General features: G+C 69.1%; 16 protein-coding genes and 8 pseudogenes. 7 read left to right on the top strand and 17 right to left on the bottom strand.

The genetic code is table 11. The annotated features are described in order from the left end of the window. Positions 1-81 precede the first annotated feature (81 nt). The gene (locus ACFV8T_RS38070; RefSeq protein ID WP_385336443.1) at positions 82-309 is read right to left on the bottom strand and encodes a hypothetical protein; all 228 of its coding nucleotides are present in this window, start codon (positions 307-309) and stop codon (positions 82-84) included. A 12-nt stretch (positions 310-321) separates the two neighbouring features. Here ACFV8T_RS38070 and ACFV8T_RS38065 point away from each other — a divergent pair, with 12 nt between their 5' ends. Then, the gene (locus tag ACFV8T_RS38065) at positions 322-762 is read left to right on the top strand and encodes a MarR family winged helix-turn-helix transcriptional regulator (RefSeq protein WP_385336441.1); all 441 of its coding nucleotides are present in this window, start codon (positions 322-324) and stop codon (positions 760-762) included. A 141-nt stretch (positions 763-903) separates the two neighbouring features. On the opposite strand, the pseudogene ACFV8T_RS38060 reads toward ACFV8T_RS38065, so the two are convergent. From ACFV8T_RS38060 to ACFV8T_RS38020, 9 genes and pseudogenes are all read right to left on the bottom strand, one after another. Beyond that, a pseudogene (locus ACFV8T_RS38060) lies at positions 904-1,045 on the bottom strand (transposase); the annotation flags it as partial. A gap of 156 nt (positions 1,046-1,201) precedes the next feature. Beyond that, the gene (locus ACFV8T_RS38055; protein ID WP_385336439.1) at positions 1,202-1,636 is read right to left on the bottom strand and encodes an ankyrin repeat domain-containing protein; all 435 of its coding nucleotides are present in this window, start codon (positions 1,634-1,636) and stop codon (positions 1,202-1,204) included. A gap of 39 nt (positions 1,637-1,675) precedes the next feature. Beyond that, positions 1,676-2,017 (bottom strand): transposase, encoded by a 342-nt coding sequence (locus tag ACFV8T_RS38050; RefSeq protein WP_385336463.1) that lies wholly within the window; start codon positions 2,015-2,017, stop codon positions 1,676-1,678. A 4-nt stretch (positions 2,018-2,021) separates the two neighbouring features. Next, a pseudogene (locus tag ACFV8T_RS38045) lies at positions 2,022-2,243 on the bottom strand (integrase core domain-containing protein); the annotation flags it as partial. A 418-nt stretch (positions 2,244-2,661) separates the two neighbouring features. Then, on the bottom strand, positions 2,662-5,229 hold the full coding sequence (locus tag ACFV8T_RS38040; protein ID WP_385336437.1) for an ABC transporter permease: 2,568 nt from the start codon (positions 5,227-5,229) through the stop codon (positions 2,662-2,664). Positions 5,230-5,278: 49 nt separating this feature from the next. Further along, complete coding sequence (locus ACFV8T_RS38035; protein WP_385336435.1) at positions 5,279-6,058, bottom strand: ABC transporter ATP-binding protein; 780 nt, start codon at positions 6,056-6,058, stop codon at positions 5,279-5,281. Between the two features lie 315 nt (positions 6,059-6,373). Beyond that, a complete protein-coding gene (locus ACFV8T_RS38030; RefSeq protein WP_385336433.1) occupies positions 6,374-7,051 on the bottom strand; it encodes a response regulator in 678 nt (225 codons plus the stop codon). Further along, entirely contained in the window at positions 7,048-8,640 is a 1,593-nt protein-coding gene (locus tag ACFV8T_RS38025; RefSeq protein ID WP_385336431.1) for a sensor histidine kinase, read from the bottom strand. The genes ACFV8T_RS38030 and ACFV8T_RS38025 overlap by 4 nt, the downstream gene beginning before the upstream one ends. A 211-nt stretch (positions 8,641-8,851) precedes the next feature. Then, positions 8,852-9,031: a hypothetical protein gene (locus ACFV8T_RS38020; RefSeq protein ID WP_385336429.1), complete on the bottom strand. Its 180-nt coding sequence runs from the start codon at positions 9,029-9,031 to the stop codon at positions 8,852-8,854. Positions 9,032-9,327: 296 nt separating this feature from the next. Between ACFV8T_RS38020 and ACFV8T_RS38015 the strand changes: the two genes are divergently transcribed. Continuing rightward, complete coding sequence (locus ACFV8T_RS38015) at positions 9,328-9,783, top strand: hypothetical protein (RefSeq protein ID WP_385336427.1); 456 nt, start codon at positions 9,328-9,330, stop codon at positions 9,781-9,783. A 607-nt stretch (positions 9,784-10,390) separates the two neighbouring features. Here ACFV8T_RS38015 and ACFV8T_RS38010 read toward each other — a convergent pair. Together ACFV8T_RS38010 and ACFV8T_RS38005 are read right to left on the bottom strand one after the other, a co-directional pair. Next, positions 10,391-10,591, bottom strand: a pseudogene (locus ACFV8T_RS38010) (IS982 family transposase); the annotation flags it as partial. A 94-nt stretch (positions 10,592-10,685) separates the two neighbouring features. Then, positions 10,686-11,282, bottom strand: a complete 597-nt coding sequence (locus ACFV8T_RS38005) for a TetR/AcrR family transcriptional regulator (protein ID WP_385336425.1) — start codon at positions 11,280-11,282, stop codon at positions 10,686-10,688. 65 nt (positions 11,283-11,347) lie between these two features. On the opposite strand from ACFV8T_RS38005, the gene ACFV8T_RS38000 reads away from it, so the two are divergent. Next, positions 11,348-11,842 (top strand): SRPBCC family protein, encoded by a 495-nt coding sequence (locus ACFV8T_RS38000; protein WP_376427769.1) that lies wholly within the window; start codon positions 11,348-11,350, stop codon positions 11,840-11,842. A gap of 19 nt (positions 11,843-11,861) precedes the next feature. Here the strand turns inward: ACFV8T_RS38000 and ACFV8T_RS37995 are convergent. Beyond that, positions 11,862-12,287 (bottom strand): annotated as a pseudogene (locus ACFV8T_RS37995) (transposase); the annotation flags it as partial. Between the two features lie 134 nt (positions 12,288-12,421). Here ACFV8T_RS37995 and ACFV8T_RS37990 point away from each other — a divergent pair. Then, positions 12,422-12,520 (top strand): annotated as a pseudogene (locus ACFV8T_RS37990) (IS6 family transposase); the annotation flags it as partial. A gap of 169 nt (positions 12,521-12,689) precedes the next feature. On the opposite strand, the pseudogene ACFV8T_RS37985 reads toward ACFV8T_RS37990, so the two are convergent. Then, positions 12,690-12,809: pseudogene (locus tag ACFV8T_RS37985) on the bottom strand (Cmx/CmrA family chloramphenicol efflux MFS transporter); the annotation flags it as partial. A gap of 88 nt (positions 12,810-12,897) precedes the next feature. Here ACFV8T_RS37985 and ACFV8T_RS37980 point away from each other — a divergent pair. Next, positions 12,898-13,047 (top strand): annotated as a pseudogene (locus ACFV8T_RS37980) (GNAT family N-acetyltransferase); the annotation flags it as partial. A gap of 86 nt (positions 13,048-13,133) precedes the next feature. Here the strand turns inward: ACFV8T_RS37980 and ACFV8T_RS37975 are convergent. The 3 genes from ACFV8T_RS37975 to ACFV8T_RS37965 all read right to left on the bottom strand — a co-directional run bounded on the left by ACFV8T_RS37975 (position 13,134) and on the right by ACFV8T_RS37965 (position 15,428). Further along, positions 13,134-14,057 carry a GNAT family N-acetyltransferase gene (locus ACFV8T_RS37975; RefSeq protein ID WP_385336423.1) on the bottom strand — a complete coding sequence of 308 codons (924 nt, stop codon included), beginning with the start codon at positions 14,055-14,057 and terminating at the stop codon, positions 13,134-13,136. Positions 14,058-14,493: 436 nt separating this feature from the next. After that, positions 14,494-14,691 (bottom strand): hypothetical protein, encoded by a 198-nt coding sequence (locus ACFV8T_RS37970; protein ID WP_385336421.1) that lies wholly within the window; start codon positions 14,689-14,691, stop codon positions 14,494-14,496. Beyond that, positions 14,619-15,428: an amidohydrolase family protein gene (locus ACFV8T_RS37965; RefSeq protein ID WP_385336419.1), complete on the bottom strand. Its 810-nt coding sequence runs from the start codon at positions 15,426-15,428 to the stop codon at positions 14,619-14,621. The genes ACFV8T_RS37970 and ACFV8T_RS37965 overlap by 73 nt, the downstream gene beginning before the upstream one ends. Positions 15,429-15,434: 6 nt before the next feature. Between ACFV8T_RS37965 and ACFV8T_RS37960 the strand changes: the two genes are divergently transcribed. Beyond that, complete coding sequence (locus tag ACFV8T_RS37960; RefSeq protein WP_385336461.1) at positions 15,435-16,001, top strand: transposase domain-containing protein; 567 nt, start codon at positions 15,435-15,437, stop codon at positions 15,999-16,001. Next, a pseudogene (locus ACFV8T_RS37955) lies at positions 15,926-16,201 on the top strand (IS4 family transposase); the annotation flags it as partial. The gene ACFV8T_RS37960 and the pseudogene ACFV8T_RS37955, both read left to right, overlap by 76 nt. Positions 16,202-16,232 lie beyond the last annotated feature (31 nt).

Raw genomic sequence — 16,232 nt, 5'->3', positions numbered from 1 at the left:
TCCGGCGGGTTGTTTTGATCGCCGAGGTTGGGTAGTGGCTCGCGTCTCGTTGAGGCTCGGGCCTGCGCGGCGCAGAAGCACTCATGCAAGGAACGGTGCGGTCAGGTTCGTGGTGAGTGCTGCCAGCCGTGCGCGGGCCTGCGCATCGTATGCCTGTGGGTGTGCGGGCTGGTCGTCGTACCGATCGAAGTACTGTCCTGTCGTGTTCTCCAGGTTTGGGTCAGCGATGAGACGTAGCGTCGGCTGAGCACCGTCGTCGAAGCTTGCGGCGGGGGTGAAGCCGCTCTGCCGGACCATGGAGGTGTCCATCAGGTGGGCTGGGTGCAGTGCGTTGACGGTGACCTGGTGGGGCGCCGACTCGGCTGCCAGGTCGAGGGTGGCTCGCTGATGGCCGCCAAGAGCAGCGCCGTGCGCACGGCCGACCTCACCGTCGCCCAGTACGCCGCTCTGTTGCCCCTCGCCCAGCACCCCGGGATCTCCGCTGCCGCGCTGGCCCGCGACTGCCTGGTCACCCCGCAGGCCATGACCGGGGTGCTCAAGACCCTGCAGGTACGCGGGCTTATCGAGCGGACGGCACACCCCTGGCACCGGAGGGTCCTCGAGACCCGGCTCACCGAGGCCGGTCAGCATGCCCTTACTGCCGCCGATACCGAGGCAGTGCGCATCGAACGCCACCTTGCTGATGAGTTCACCGCCGAGGAACAAGACATTCTCCGCGCACTGCTGGCCCGCTGCGTCCAGGCGATCGAGCGAGACCGATGAGCTCGCGATGCAACGCCTGGTGGGCGCGTGCCACTGTGGAGTCCACGCTGACCAGCGACAGGTCTACCTGTCCCCGTCGTGCCGCCTCGCTGATCATCTCGTCCATCAGTTGTTCGAAGACGCCGGCGTCCCGTCACTGCAGAAACCGGTGGTAGACGGTCTGCCAGGCACCGTACTCGGTCGGCATGTCCCGCCAGGGGCTGCCGGTGCGGAACCGCCAGATCACGCCTTCGAACCGCGGCCGCAGCCGCTCGGGGTATGGGCCGAACCCGCCTATCGGCACGAACGGCTCGACCAACTCCCATTCATCATCGGTGAGTTCAGCACGCGCCACGCAGGCGTTCTACCAGCTCGGCCGAGTTACCCGGACGCCGGACCTCACGCCATGATCCAAACCAGGAACACTGCCTAATGGGATTCGTGATGACGAACGTCGCTGCTATGTCGTTCGCCCGCTGGTGGTGGCGCCCGCCGTGGTGAGGAGAGCGACAGTTGCGGGGTGGGGGCCATTATTCGCCCAGTCCAAGGGGGACCAGCCTGTGCCGTGATCTTCCTGCACATTCGGATCGGCACCATGCGCCAACAGCTCGCGCACTGTCTCGGTGTGCCCCCAGCATGCGGCTGCACACAACGGAGTGCCCTCTGCGCCGATTCCGCTGCTCTCGGTGTCAGGGGAGGCGCCGGCAGCCAGAAGCAGGCGGGCGATCTCGGCTTCTCCGTTCACGGATGCGGCGTACAGAGGGGTGGTGCCTTCGCTGTCGGCTTGCTCCGGGTCGGCCTCAGCCCGCAGTACCGCCTTCACGACAGCGGTGTCACCCAGCGGAATTGCGTTGAAGAGGCGCCGGGAGAGCTTCTTTCGCTGCCGCTGGTTCATGAGGGCCGAGGTTAGCGACTGGGAGCGTGGTGGGGCCAGTCATATCCATTCGTTGATGGCCGCGACCAGCACTGTTGCTTCATAGCGGACCGCGAGTTTGTCGTATCTCGTGGCGACGGCTCGGTTCCTCTTGAGGCGGTTGATGCCGCATTCGACCGCGTGGCGCTCGCGATAGTCGATCTTGTCGAACTTCGGCGGGCGACCGCCGCGCGAGCCGAGCTTCTTGCGGTTGCGGACGTGGTCGACCTTGTCCGGGATGGTGCAGCGGATGCCGCGACGCCGCAGGTGGGCACGGTTCTTGCGGGAGGCGTACGCCTTATCGGCGCGGACCCGGTCCGGGCGTGTACGCGGTCTGAGGTGACCCCCGGAGTGTGGACACAGGGGTTCATGCTGCGAGTGAGAGTTTAGCTGTCTTGTGGTGGTGCTGTTCGAACTCCATCGGGGAGAGGTAGGAGAGCGCGCTGTGTCGGCGTCGGGAGTTGTAGTGGGTGAGCCACCGGAATATCTCGAGCCTTGCCTGAGACATCGTCACGAACACTCTCCGGTGCATCGTTTCTCGCTTCAGTCCCTGCCAGAAGCTCTCGGCCAGGGCGTTGTTGTAGCTGGATTCTGCTGCGGGTGCGGAAGCGTCCACCGCTACAGCATGGGCAGCCAGGGCTGCGAAGATCTCGATCAGCCGTCCCCCCGCCGCTGTGTCGATGCCCCAGGCCCGCAGATTCTCGTGACCGCGAGCCTGACGCCACGGCTCCTGGTCTACCAGCGGCAGCAGGATACGGCCCAGGTGCGCGCATCGACGCCACATCTTGTCGTGGTCCGAGGTCATGATTGATCCCCTCTGCGGAGAGTGGAGGGCCTTCAGTCGTGCAGACCTACCTTGCATCTTCGGCGGCCGTGCCCAGGCCCGCCGTCGTCTCGTCGCGCTGTTGATGTTCACCTGCACACCGGAACCTCGGTCAAAAAGCGCGGGAGGAGCGACGGAGTGTCGCCCCTCCCGCGCGTTTGCGGTGGCGGTGCCAGCCGTCTTCCTACGCTTGCGCGACCGCTTCGAGCGGGCTGAGTGCTCCGGCCCGTCGGGCGGGCAGGGCGGCGGCGGCCGTGCCGACGGCGAGGGAGAGCAGGACCACGAGGGCGAGGGTGGGCCAGGGGAGGGAGAAGGAGTACTGCGGGATCGCGCCGTTGGCCAGTCCGCTGACCTTCCACGCCCCGAAGAGTCCGCTGGCCAGCCCGAGCAGGGTGCCGAAGGCGGCGACGTAGATGGCTTCCAGGCGGATCATGCGTCGGATTCCGGCGCGGTCCATGCCGATGGCGCGCAGGACGCCGATCTCACGGGTTCGCTCCGAGACTGACATGGCAAGAGTGTTGACCAGGCCGAGCGCGGAGATCAGTACGCCGATGGCGAGCAGCGCGAACACCAGGGTCAGCAGGTCGCCGGCGACGCCGGCCTGCTCCTGGACGAGCTGGGCGCGGTTTTGGACCTTGAGCAGCGGGCTGTCGCTCACGGCGGCGCGCAGGCGCTTCTCCAGGTCGTTGGAGACCGTGCCGTCGGTGGTGCGTACCAGGATGCGCTGCACGGAATCGCGCAGAAAGGCGTACTTCTGCACGTCGGCGCGGTAGCCGAGGACGTCGTGGGCGGTGGGGTTGTCCTGGTAGACGCCCACAACGGTGTGGGGCTCGTCGTGGTCGCCGGTTCCGGGGCCGATGTTCGCCTTGATCTGCTCGCCGGTGGTGATGTTGTGGTCGAGGGCGAAGCTGTGGGAGACGGCGACCTTGCCGGGGCCGAGGTCCTTGGCGGCGCCGCTGAGGAAGTGGAGCTTCATCACGTCGTCGACGGTCTTCGGGTCGACCCCGGAGATCGTCTTGGTGAGGGGGCCAGCGGAGATGGTGGAGTCCGCCACGGCGGAGACGGTCCGCACCCCGGGCACGTCGGCGACCCGCTTGGCCGCGGCTGAGTCGATGGCGGTGGTGGTGTTGCGGGTGCTGATGACGTAGTCGGCGCTCAGTCCGGCGGCGGCCTGGACATCCAGGGCCTGGTTCGTGGAATGGTTGATGACCGCGAGACCGGAGACCAGCGCCGTACTGATCATCAGGGCAACGGCGGTGGCGGCGGTGCGGCGCGGATCGCGCAGGGTGTTCTCACGGGCGAGGTCGCCCACGACGCCGAAGCCGGTGGTGAGCCGGCCGATCAGGCGGATTACCGGACCGGCGAGCAGCGGGGCCAGCACGATCAGACCGGTCACGAGGATGCCGCATCCGAACATCGCGGTCTGGAGGTTGTCGTCGTCGGCACTCGTCGCGTCGCTCAGCGAGAACAGCAGGCCCGCGCCCAGAACGACCATGGCCAGGCCGACCGCGCTGCGGACGCGGGAGACCATGGCGGACGGCGGCTGGTCGGCCGTGCGCATCGCCTCGATGGGAGCGATCCGCGCCGCGCGCCGCGACGGCAGCCAGGCGGCGAGCACGGTGACGCCGACGCCTACGACGAGCGAGGCGAGGATCGCGGCCGGGCCGATCACCAGCGGCCCGCTGGGCAGCAGGTCGCCGGAAGTGTCCAGCACGTTCGGCAGTACCGTGGCCACGCCCAGGCCCAGCACGAAGCCGAGCACGGACGTGGCGAGACCGACCAGGGCCGCCTCGGCGAGGACCGAGTGGACCACCTGGTGGCGGGTGGCGCCGATCGCCCGAAGCAGCGCGATCTCGCGGGTACGGCGTGTCACGAGCATGGTGAAGGTGTTGATGATGAGGAACGTGCTGATGGACAGCGAGACCACGGCGAAGAGCATCGGAAGGCGTTCGTAGCTCTTGGTCTTGCCCGCGATGAAGACGGACTGCTGATTGGCCTGGGCGATAGCGGTGGTGGCCTCGGCCCGGTCGGCCGGCAGCACGGCACTGACCCGGTTGGCCAGCTCGAACTGGTCGGTGCCTGGTGCGGCGGTCAGGTCGATCCCGTCGTAGTGCCCCGGGGTGGCGAATAGCTTCTGGGCGGTGGTCTTGTCGAACACCGCCAGGGTGCCGCCGGCGTTCACCCGGCTGTCCTTGGTGGACACCAGGCCCACCAGGCGTAGTTTGAGGACCGGTCCGTCCGTGGCGAGGGTCACGGTGTCGCCGAGGGAGTAGCCGGCGGCCGCCGCGGTCCCGCGGTCCAGCGCGACCTCAACACTGTCGCGAGGGGCGCGGCCCGACGTGAGCGGGTAGCGGCTGTCTGTGCCGTCGGAACCCGGAACGTAGGCGACGCCGAAACGGCCCATCATGTTGTCGGCCCGCATCGGTGTGCCGTCCTTGGCGGCCAGGGTGACCGACCCGTTGGCCATCGGGCGGACGGAGGCGACACCAGCAACGGCGGACAGCTTGCGCACCAGGGCGTCGTCCAGGGCCCCGTACTGCTCGTCGATGGAGGCGCCCGGAGCGGATTTCGGACTCACGCTCACGGCGATGTCCGCGTAGTTCTTGGACATGGCGGCGCGGTAGGCGGCGGTGGTGGAGTCGGCGAAGACCAGGGAGCCGGAGATGAACGCGACACCGAGACAGACCGAGAGCACGGTCATGACCAGACGGGTCTTGTGCGCGAGAACGTTGCGCAGGGCTGTTCGCAGCATGGCGGGCTTTCGAAAGTATGGGAGGGAAACGGCGGGCTGGTGAGGGCGGTCAGCGGGTGCGGCGGCCCTGGGACTCGAACGCGAGCATCCGGTCGAGCACGGCGTCGGCGGTCGGGGTGTGCAACTCGTCCACAAGCCGGCCGTCGGCGAGGAAGACCACGCGGTCGGCGTGCGCGGCGGCGACCGGGTCGTGGGTCACCATCACCACGGTCTGGCCCAGTTCCCGCACCGAATCGCGCAGGAAACCCAGCACCTCCGCGCCGGAACGGGAGTCGAGATTGCCGGTCGGCTCATCGGCGAACACGATCTCCGGATGGGACACCAGGGCGCGGGCGACGGCAACGCGCTGCTGCTGGCCGCCGGAGAGCTGGGCCGGACGGTGCGCGAGGCGCCCGGCCAGCCCCACGGTGGCGACGACGACAGCCAGCCACTCGGCGTCGGGCTGCTGGCCGGCGAGGCGCAGCGGCAGCGTCATGTTCTCCAGCGCGGTCAAGGTGGGCAGCAGGTTGAAGCCCTGGAAGACGAAGCCGATCTTCTCCCGACGCAGTTCGGTGAGCTGACGGTCATTCAGGCGCGCAAGTTCGACACCGCCGATCCGGGCGGAACCCGAGGTGACCGGGTCAAGGCCCGCCATGCAGTGCATCAGCGTCGACTTGCCGGATCCCGACGGACCCATGACCGCGGTGAACCGTGCCCGCGCGAACTCCACGGACACCGAGTCCAACGCGGTGACCTGAGTCTCGCCCTTCCCGTACACCTTGGTCAGGCCCGTGGCACGGGCGGCCGGTTCGGTGTCAAGGGCACCGGGGGAAACGAACATCTGTGACATGAGGACTCCGCCTGGGGAACGACGGCCCGCGAGCATCCCGCAGGCCAGAGGGGCATTCCCATCCTCAAAGCTCTCACCTGCACAAACATCGCCCCAGAGGCGGTAGTTGCGGTCCATCGAAGGGCAGAGACGAGCTGCCTGTCCCTGCCCTTCGACAGACCTTCACCGACTCATCTCTGCCTTTGGCCGGACCCGCGGTGTTGGCCGGACCTACGACGGGCGGCACGGCCGGGGCTCCGGGGACGTGGACGGCGCACCTGGCCCACCGAATGAGTCCCTCACGTGGGCCATGCGGGTACGCGGAATGGTCCGGGGTCAGGGGCGCAGGCCGGCGCGATGCGCCAGGAGGGCCGCCTGCACCCGGCTCGTCGATCCGGTCTTCTCCAGGATCGCGCTCACATGCGTCTTCACCGTGCCGATGCCGATGACCAGCCGCTCCGCGATGCCCTGGTTCGACAACCCCTCACCCAGCATCGCCAGCACCTCCCGCTCACGCACGGTCAGCCGGGCGATCCGCTCGTCCTGCAGGGCCACGCCGTCGGCGTCCGAGATGCCGCCGCACAGCATCCGGGCAATCACCGCTCCGGTGACCCCGGGGGAAAGCACCGCGTCACCGGCCGCCGCCGCCCGGACCGCACTGATCAGCTCCTGCGGCCCCTCGTCCTTCAGCAAGAACCCCGAGGCTCCGTCCCGCAGCGCCCGCAGCACGTTCGCCTCGTCACCGAAAGTCGTCAGCATCACCACGCGCGGCGCCGGATCGAGCGCGAGCAGCGGCCGGATCGCGGCCAGCCCGTCGCACCCGGGCATCCGGATGTCCACCAGCGCCACATCCGGGTGGTGCGCGGCGGCCTCCTCCACCGCCCGGTGCCCGTCAGCGGCTTCGGCGACCACGTCGATGCCGTCGGCGTGCCGCAGGATCAACCGCACCCCGTGCCGGATCATTGCCTCGTCGTCGGCGAGCAGGACACGGATCGGCCGGGTGGGCTCGGTCATGGGGTCTCCCAGGGCGGGGTGTCCCGTACGGACGGAACGGTGAAACGGTCGATGGAGATGAGACGTTGTGAAGCGTTGAAGCAGTAGCGGGTGACGCCGAAGGAGCCGGACCGGGGGCCAGGGCCTTCGAGCGGGTAGACGCAGCCCACCGTGCCGGCGGGCCGCGGCGGTTCGTGCCCGGTGGCCGCAGCGCGCATGGCCGGGCTGTCAAAGACCCCCTTCAACTCCTGGTACGTCATACCCAGACGCGGCTCCACAGGCCGGGCCGCATGCCTGGGCTGGCCGTACACCAGGGCGATCGCGAGCGTCATCAGCACCCACAGCGCCGCCGCCCCGAGGGCGAGCGTCAGCGCCCCGGCCGTCCGCGGCTCACGCGACAGCGCCGCCGCGGCGTCGGTCGCGGCCGATGGGGAAGCCTCCGCGCCGCCCCCGGACGGTTTCCAGACGACCGCGTCGTCCGGTTGCGTCGGGATGTCTGCGACCACCTGGAACCCGCCGGGCGTCAGCGTGCCGGCCTCAATGGTGCCGCCGAGCAGTTCGACCCGCTCGCGCAGGCCCGTCAGGCCGCGCCCCGTCCCGGTCTCGGACGGTGTGCCGGCCGAAGCGGGGGACGCACCGTTGCGGACCGTCACCCGCACGGTCCGGTCGCCCTGCTCGACCCGTACGGTGACATGGGCGGCCGATGCGTACCGGTGCACGTTCGTCAGGGTCTCCCGCACCACCCGGTGCACCGCGCGCCGCACCCGCACCGGGCATGCGTCGAGGTCGGGGCCGCTCCATTCCAGCCGCACGGCGATTCCGCCGTCGCGGGACTCCGCGACCAGCGCCTCGACGTCAGCCCGGGTACCGGTGGCGTCGGTGAGCGCGTCCGGGCCGGTGTCCCGACCGAGCGGCCCGAGGACCCCGAGCGCCTGCCGCAGTTCGCGCATCGCCTCCCGGGTGGCCCGCCGTACCAGGACGGCCTCCTCGCGCAGCTCCGGCGCGGCCTGGTCAAGGGCGAGTTCCAGACCGCCGGCGTGCAGCGAGATGAGACTGAGCCGGTGGCCCACCAGGTCATGCATCTCGGCAGCGATCCGGGACCGCTCGTGGGTACGGGCCTCCCTGTCGGCGAACCGGCGGGCCCGCTCGGCCGCGTCGCCGCGATCGCGCAGCGCCTGCAGCAAACGGGCCTGCTGCCCATACACCGTACCGACCAAGCCGGGAACGACCACGGCGGTCACCGCCAGAACCAACCCGAGCTCCAGGCCGTAAACGGCCGAGCCGGGGCCGCACGAGGGGCCGGTCGCGGTCCCGGATGCAATGATCAGTAGGCTCGCGCCGCCCAGCAGCCGGACCCGGTGGCGCGGCAGAACCGTGTCGAGCGCCACTGTGTACGCGGTGGCCGCCATCACCGGGCCGACAACGGTCGCCGCCCCGGCAAGCACGGCGAGGACCAGGAGCACGGCCTCGGGCCAGCGCCGCCGCAACGGGAAGAGCACCACGGCGACCGCAACCACGCACAGCTGGAAAACGGGGTGCGGCAGATTCCACAGCCGCTGGGCGACCACGAACAGACACAAGGCGGCGAGGGCCACACCGGCCGTCTCCACGATGTCCCGGCAAGCCCCTCCCGGACGCGCTGGGGTGTCCGGCACGGGGCGGGCGGAACGACGGAAACGGCTGATGAGGGGCACGCCATCCAGTATTGGTCGCCACGGGCGCGCGGGCGTGGGCCTCAGGACCGATCCAGCACTCTGTCTTTCGGTAGAGCCCAGCCCATGCCGTGCCGTGGGCACAGGGCGGCAACTCCCATGCGCCGGACTAAGGTTCGCTCGCCAATCTGGGCCTCGCGGGGCTGACCCTGCTCGCGGTGCTGCTCTTCAATCGCTTCTTGCGCAGCTTCCTGCGGCGGAGGACCTCCAGACGCTCGCGCTGTCCGTCCGTCAGGGCCTCCCAGACCTCGGGCTTCCGCTGCTTGGCCAGCAATTTCCCGATGTCCATCCCCTTGTCACCCAGCGTGGCCCCACCACAGAAGCTGAGCCAGAACCGAGTTCGGGAGGCACCCTCTGAGAATGATCTTGCTAAGGGCTGTCCCGTAATCCCTGGTGGATCAGCGTGCGGCGTCAGATGCGGTGCATCGCAAGGCGGAGGGACGCCCGAATACTGGATGTATTCGGGCGTTCCGACAACGCGGCGAGGTGCCGTAGCTGTCGTCGCACGCCCGCCAGGGATTACGGGACAGCCCTTAGGGTCCACCCAAGACCTGGGGCGTTCAACGCATGGGAGGTGCTCAGGCGATGACCCCTGAGGAACAGGATCTGGTCATGGGCCTGGTGTTCGTACCAGGTAAAGGCCGGACGCGCACGCTCGACGAGGTGCTCGCCCACTTCGGCGAGTCCGACGGTGGGGCCCTGGCGCTCCGGCTGCTCCGGGATGCCATGGAGCGCCGGGACGCCGACGACGTCGCGATGGCGTTGATTGTCAAGGCCGCCGCCGGCGCCTCGGGCGAGGAGTTCCTGGAGCCGTTGATCGAGCTGTCCCGTGCCGACTGGCACAGGCGCCACGAGGACATCGTGTCCATGCTGGGCAAGCTCCGCTCGCCCAGGACGGTGCCGACGCTGGTCTTGGCGACTCGCTGGGTTCCCGAGCACCTGGACTGGGATGAGAACCGGGCGCTCGCGGTGAAGGCGATCTGGGCGCTCGGCGCCATTCCCGGTGCGGAGGCCCGGGGCAGCCCTCGAGGGGTTGCGTGACGCCGAGAACGAGATCATCCGTGAGAACGCGGTGAAGCAGCTCGCACGCCGCGGCGAGCTCTGACCGCGGTGTCGTAGCCGTTCATCCGGAACGCCCGGCCGAGTTTCCTCGGCCAGTCGTTCCGACCAAGATTAATCTCGCCAGGATTGCCTGCACCTCAACTACTTACGAGATGTCGCACAAACCACCCGCCGGGCCGTGAGTGACTCCCCGAACTCATCGACATTGATCAAGGAACCGGCCCACGCGGTGACTCCCGAAGCCGTCAACAGACGACTTCCTTTCTCGGGTTCTGGCACAACTTCTGTGATGACGGCCGGCCGATCGCTGCATCGGCTCGGTAAGTGAGCGGAAACGGCAGGTCAGCAGGTTGACCCGGCGCGAGCACGAGTACAGGCGGTGCGGCATCACGGAATGTGTGCCAGAACCCGTTCTCGTGAACAAAGCCAGCCGGGGACCGGACGGCGCGAACGCAAACACAACAACCGACCCCGCCCGGACACCCCCGTCGTCGCCCTCGCCGAGCCCACCAGAACAGCCCCAACCCCACGAGCGAAGTCCTAAAACACCGGTATTGCAGCTAGATGATCTATTCCAAGGGGTCAGTTATCGTAGGCGGTCAGAGTGCTGGCCGGTGTGGTCGTTGTGCCAGATCGCGGTGGTCAGCGCGAGGATTCGCTGTATGACGCGGGCGGTGACACCGCCTGGTGTGCGCCCTTGGTGCTGTTCGAGGTCGAGCTGGCCCTTGAAGGTTTCGTTGACCGACTCGATGACCTGCCGCAATGGCTTGATCAGCGGTGCGCCGGGTGGGCGGGCTGGAAGCCCGAGCTCTCCCTCCGGGGGGCCTGACCCGCACCTCGGACTGGATCGCGGCGAACCTCCACCTCTTCGCCCCGGACCGCTACCAGGTGTCGGCGTGGGCCAGTAGCGTCGCCGTGGATTGCTCGACGAGGTCCTCGGCGTACGGCGGCAGCGGGCGGCCGGCGCGCAGATGTTGGCGGATCACGGACAGTGGCAGGTCGATCAGGGCCAGGGTGACGCGGTCACGGTCCTGGGGGCCAGCCGCGCCGAGGGCTTCGGCGAGTGTGGCGAGGGAGCCGAACACGCGCTGGTTGCCCAGGTCCGCGCGTTCCTTGTGTTCCTCGGACCAGTCGGCGCGGCCGAACTCCTCGGGTCCGTACAAGAGGAGCGAGGCCTCCTGCGGGTGGGCGCGACTCCAGGAGACGACGTGCCGGGCGGCGGCACGGGCGGCAAGCCGGGGGTCGGGGTCGCTGCCGAGCGCAGCGAAGTACCCGTCCTGGAAGCGCTCGACACTACGCAGCCACACCTCGGCGAGCAGGGCCGCCCGGCCGGGGAAACGGTGGTACACGGACCCGCTCGGCGCGCCGACCGCCTGGGCGACGGCGGTCATGGTCACGTCGGCTGGGCCGCCGGAGGCGGCGAGGAGGACCGCCGCGTCGAGGATCTGGCCGGTGTCGAAACGGGGTGGGCGAGCCATGAATCAGAGGGTAACCTCCAGAACAACTAGAGAGACCTCTCTAATTTACTTCTGGGGGAAGACCCATGCCCGTCTACAACGTGCACGAACGCGTGCTGGCCGCCGAGGCGAGTGAGGTGGGCGCGCTCATCGACAGCCTGTCCGGCGGGACGGCCGACTGGCCGGACCGGCTGTGGCCGCACCCGAAGTGGCCTGCGGTGGAGTTCGACCGCCCGCTGGCGGTCGGCGCGGTGGGCGGCCATGGACCGGTCCGCTATACGGTCGCCGCGTATGTGCCGGGCACCTGGGTGCGGTTCGCCTTCAGTGGGCCGCGAGGTTTCGACGGCTTCCACGAGTTCGCGGTGCTGCCGCTCGACGGGGAGCGTACGGTGCTCAGGCACACCCTCGCGATGCGGACCGGCGGCCCGGCGCGTCTGAGTTGGCCGCTGGCCTTCCGCTGGATGCACGACGCCTGCCTGGAGGACGCCTTGGACCGCGCCGAGGCAGCCTGCACCGGCACGGTGTCCCAACCATCCCGCTGGTCCCCGTACGTCCGCCTCCTCCGCTCGCTCGCCCGCTGACGGCACGACCTACAAAAGGTCAGTGATCGTAGGCGGTCAGTGAGCGCAGGATGGCTGGCCGGTGTGGTCGTTGTGCCAGATCGCGGTGGTCAGCGCGAGGATTCGCTGTATGACGCGGGCGGTGACACCGCCTGGTGTGCGCCCTTGGTGCTGTTCGAGGTCGAGCTGGCCCTTGAAGGTTTCGTTGACCGACTCGATGACCTGCCGCAATGGCTTGAACAGCGGTGCGCCGGGTCGTTCCGGCTCGCCTTTGCGGGCCGGCCGCAGCCGTCGAATACTCTGCTCGGCCAGTTGATGTTCGAACTCGCGGCCGAAGTAGTTCTTGTCGCCGATCAGCGTCTGTCCGGGCCGGTCGGCGACGAGGTCCGGCTCGGCGGGCGAGCGGGTCCAGTAGGGTCTCGCGCTCGTCGGCCTTGGCCCCGGTCAGGGCGAAGGCGATCGGCAGGGCACTGTCAAGTTGAGTGAGTGGTCTCCGGGCTGGGATGGTGGCCGGGTTTGTTGATCGTTCGGGAGGAGCTGGTGGTGGAGGGCGCCGGGGACGGGCCGTCGTACAAGGGGTTCCGGTTCCCGGCGGAGGTCATCTCCCACACCGTGTGGCTGTACCACCGCTTCCCGCTCTCCTTCCGCGAAGTCGAGGAGCTGCTTCTGGCCCGCGGGTTCACCGTCTCCCATGAGACGCGTCTCTTGAGGCCTGGTGCGATGTGCACCGGCGCTTCTGGACCGTGCGGGCACCCCGGTCGATGATCACACCCTCGTCGTCTGTCTGGCCTTCCGGGTGGCAGAAGACAGCTGATTGCCCAGTCCGCCCCTGTGACGCCCTCCCCAGTTGAACCCGCACTGGGCCCTCCGGGTGCTGGTCGGACGAGCGTCCAGCGGCGGTGACCCCGACGAAGGAACCGAGACCGAAGAGCACCAGGGCGACAGAGATCCACAGTTTGCCCAGCCCGGCGGTGTCGGTCACGACGGGGCGAGAAAGTGAAACTCGACGCGCGGTGCCCCGGACGGCTCGTCCGGGGCACCGCGCACGCCTTCGCCGGGCACAGCCCGCTTCGGCGGGCGCCATCACCCTGGCCACGCTGCACATGGCGCGCGACGCGGGCCACCGCACCGCCGTCCTCCAGGCGTCCGAGGACGGCGAACCCGTCTACCGCCGCCTGGGGTTCGCCACCTCGGGACGGTTCACCAAGTACGCGCTCACCCCCTGACACCACCCGCGGCAAGTCCGGGGTTTCGTGCGCGCTACCGGTCGGCGGATCCGGACGGGGTCGCCCCCGTCCGGATTCTTGCTGCGTCACCCCTGCCGGTGCTCCCACCCTCGGTCGGTACGGGTCAGTTCGCGAAAGCCTGCGGCGGTCAGTCGCCCGATCGCGTCCGTGTCGTCGGCCGACTCGTAGGCGAGCACTCGATCGACCCCGGCCAGGCGGAGCCACTGGGCGGCCTGGGCCAGGAGCCAGTCCTCCAACCCGTCGGCGCGGTGGTCCGGCTCGACGACGAGATCGCCGAAGTCGGCCAATCCCCCGTTGCGGGCGAGCCGTTCGGGCCGGTCGAGGGCGGTGTCCACCTCAACGAAGCCGAGGACGCGGCCGTCGACGTGGGCCGTCAGCCGGGTTCCGCACTCGCCGAGTGTGCGCCGCAGGGCCAGTCCGGGCGTCGATGGCTCGGCGGGCGGCGACGGCAGGTCGGCGACCTCGGCGAGCAACACCACCTCGGTGTGGCCGGTGTGCCGGAAGCCGGCCCGCTCGTAGGCTGCCCGCACGTGCGGCCACGCGTCGGGCAGGCCGTAGACCCCGGGCGCGGGCAGGGTTCCGTCGGCGTAGCGGACCCGCACGTCCCAACGCGCCAGCCGGGCCAGGCACGCGGCCATGAGCTGATCCGCCGCCGTCTCGGAGTCGGGCCGGAACGACGCGGGCGGGCGGTGGACGAACCATGTGATCTCGCCCGCGCCGCGATGGTCCGGGCCGACCTCGGCGTCGCCGCGGTAGCGCAGCAGATGCGAGGCGGCGACCACGGCCCCGCGCTGCTCGGCGACCAGGGTGACCCGTTCCGCCACCCACGGATCGGTGACGAACTCGTCGGGCCGCCGGGTGAGTTGCCCCAGAACGGTATTGACGGACACGGACACGCCGGGTACGACGGCGGCGACATGAGCGTTGACGAGCTCGGTCAACTGGTCGCGATCGTCACGATGAAAGGGGCGCACGATGAGAGCAGGCATGGAGGACTCCGAACGGGATTTGCTGCGAAGAAGGAGGCCGCCATGCGATGCGGTATGCCGTTGATGGTACCTCACGCGGCCAGCCGACCGCGCGCCAGCAGGTGAAGGTGAAGGCCGCGCCCTCGCACAGGAACACGAGCCGCAGTACCGCTGCCAACCCGACAACCACACCTCGGTGGCGGCGGTCGGATCGGCCGCCCTGACCCTGTTCGGAACCTGGACGCCGTTTCACCGGACTCGCCCGCGTAGGCGCCACCCCCGATTCCCGGAACCGGTCGACGCCCGCGAATACGGGATCACAAGCAGAACCTGGAAACGGACTCGCATGAAGAAGCCTGTCAGCGGCACATCTGTGAAGTGGAATGGCCCGGTTCGGCGGGCCGCACTCTGTTGAGGTGGCTCAGGGGCACTGCGCCCCGACTGAGGACCCGAAACCCTACGGACCACCAACAAGATCGAGCGTTGACCGGTACATGACCTGGCCGGCCTTCATCGCTAGCCTCAGATGCTTGTTCGGTCGGGCGAGTACGGTGACATTCTCCAGCGGATCGCCTTCCACCATCAGGATGTCGGCGTAGGCGCCGGGCGTGATTTCGCCGATGAGGCCTTCCAGGCCGACGAGTCGTGCGGCCACGCAGGTGGCGGAGCGAATGATGTCGATGGGGGGGGTTGGACTTCGGCACGGATCGTGAATTCCTCGGCCTGGTGCACGTGCATGCCGCCGAGCAGGTCTGTGCCGAAGACGATCTCGACGCCCCCGCGGTGGGCCAACTCCAGGGCCCGCAAGCCGTATTCCAGTACGTGGGAGACCTTGCGATGACTGTCGGTCGGCAGGCCGTGCCGTGGTCCTTCGGCGGCCAGTGTCCGGTAGGTGACCAGGGTCGGCACGTAGAAGGCCTTGTGCTGCTTGAACAGCTCGATGCTGGTCTCGTCGAGCAGGTTGCCGTGCTCGATGCTGCGCACGCCGAGTCGCAGTGCGCGGTTGATGGCGCGTGCGGTGTAGGCATGGCCCGCGACATACCGGTTGGCTGCCTTCGCTTCCTCGACTGCGGCCCGGATCTCGTCGAGCGACAGTTGGGTGGAGTCCACCCTGTCGGTCGGGGACGCGACCCCACCGGACAACATGAGCTTGGTGTGGTGCGCACCGGTACGCAGCTGATCACGGACGGTCTTTCGGATCTGGTCCACACCGTCGCACACCACGCCGACGGCCGGGCAGTGGGGGTGCTCGTCGGCCACGGTCCGGCCGCGGTGGCGCATGTCGGCGTGTCCACCGGTCTGAGAGATTGCCTTCCCCCCGAACAGCAGGCGCGGGCCGGGCAGGTACCCTTCGCCGACTGCCTCGGCCAGGCCGTAGTCGGCGCCGCCCAATGATGTCTGTTCTCGGGGCAGGGATATGAGGAGGTCGGACGGCTTCTCACGCAGGGCCTGGAGCAGGAACGCCGGTGGTCGAAGACGTGGCGGGTGCCCACCAGCGGAGCGATCGGACGGGCCCGGCTCCGGCTGGGGGCGGAACCGTTGAAAGCGTTGTTCGCCCGGGTCTGCCAGCCGGTGGCGGTCCGGGAGACGCAGGGCGCCTGGTTTCGGGGTCTGCGGCTGGTGGCGGTGGACGGGACGACATTCGACCTTCCCGATACGGAGGCGAACGCCACCTTCTTCGGGCGGCCGGGAACGGGACGTGGTCAAGGCAGGAGCGCGTATCCGCAGGCCAGGACCGTGGCTCTGGTCGAGTGTGGTACCCATGCCGTGTTTGCCGCCGAGGCCGCGCCACTGGCGGTGCATGAGACGGTCCTGTCCCGGCGCCTGTTCCCCTCGCTGACCAGAGGAATGCTGCTCCTGGCGGATCGGGGCTTCCTCGGCTTCGACCTGTGGCGGGGGCCGCCGCGGCGACCGGCGCGGACCTGTTGTGGCGGGTCAGGAGCAACGCGGTCCTTCCTGTGGTGACCGCGTTGTCCGATGGCTCGTACCTGTCGCAGATCGTTGCCGCCCGGGACAAGAACCGGCGAGCCGACCCGGCAACGGTCCGCGTCATCGAATACATCCTGGGCCCTCCCGGAGAGGGCACCGTCTACCGTCTGGTCACCACGCTCCTGGACCCGGCCACCGCGCCGGCCACAGAACTGGCCGCACTCTACGCCGAGCGCTGGGAGATCGAGACCACCCTCGATGAGATCA

It is taken from the genome of Streptomyces sp. NPDC059832 (genome assembly GCF_042731715.1).
Classification (GTDB): domain Bacteria; phylum Actinomycetota; class Actinomycetes; order Streptomycetales; family Streptomycetaceae; genus Streptomyces.
Note: the sequence above shows the minus strand (reverse complement) of the source record. Positions and strands in the feature narration are given on the sequence as shown.

Coding starts and splice junctions, on each gene's coding strand:
- ACFV8T_RS38070 (WP_385336443.1), bottom strand. CDS start 309: ATGGACACCTCCATGGTCCGGCAGAGCGGCTTCACCCCCGCCGCAAGC.
- ACFV8T_RS38055 (WP_385336439.1), bottom strand. CDS start 1,636: ATGAACCAGCGGCAGCGAAAGAAGCTCTCCCGGCGCCTCTTCAACGCA.
- ACFV8T_RS38040 (WP_385336437.1), bottom strand. CDS start 5,229: ATGCTGCGAACAGCCCTGCGCAACGTTCTCGCGCACAAGACCCGTCTG.
- ACFV8T_RS38035 (WP_385336435.1), bottom strand. CDS start 6,058: ATGTCACAGATGTTCGTTTCCCCCGGTGCCCTTGACACCGAACCGGCC.
- ACFV8T_RS38030 (WP_385336433.1), bottom strand. CDS start 7,051: ATGACCGAGCCCACCCGGCCGATCCGTGTCCTGCTCGCCGACGACGAG.
- ACFV8T_RS38020 (WP_385336429.1), bottom strand. CDS start 9,031: ATGGACATCGGGAAATTGCTGGCCAAGCAGCGGAAGCCCGAGGTCTGG.
- ACFV8T_RS38015 (WP_385336427.1), top strand. CDS start 9,328: ATGACCCCTGAGGAACAGGATCTGGTCATGGGCCTGGTGTTCGTACCA.
- ACFV8T_RS38005 (WP_385336425.1), bottom strand. CDS start 11,282: ATGGCTCGCCCACCCCGTTTCGACACCGGCCAGATCCTCGACGCGGCG.
- ACFV8T_RS38000 (WP_376427769.1), top strand. CDS start 11,348: ATGCCCGTCTACAACGTGCACGAACGCGTGCTGGCCGCCGAGGCGAGT.
- ACFV8T_RS37975 (WP_385336423.1), bottom strand. CDS start 14,057: ATGCCTGCTCTCATCGTGCGCCCCTTTCATCGTGACGATCGCGACCAG.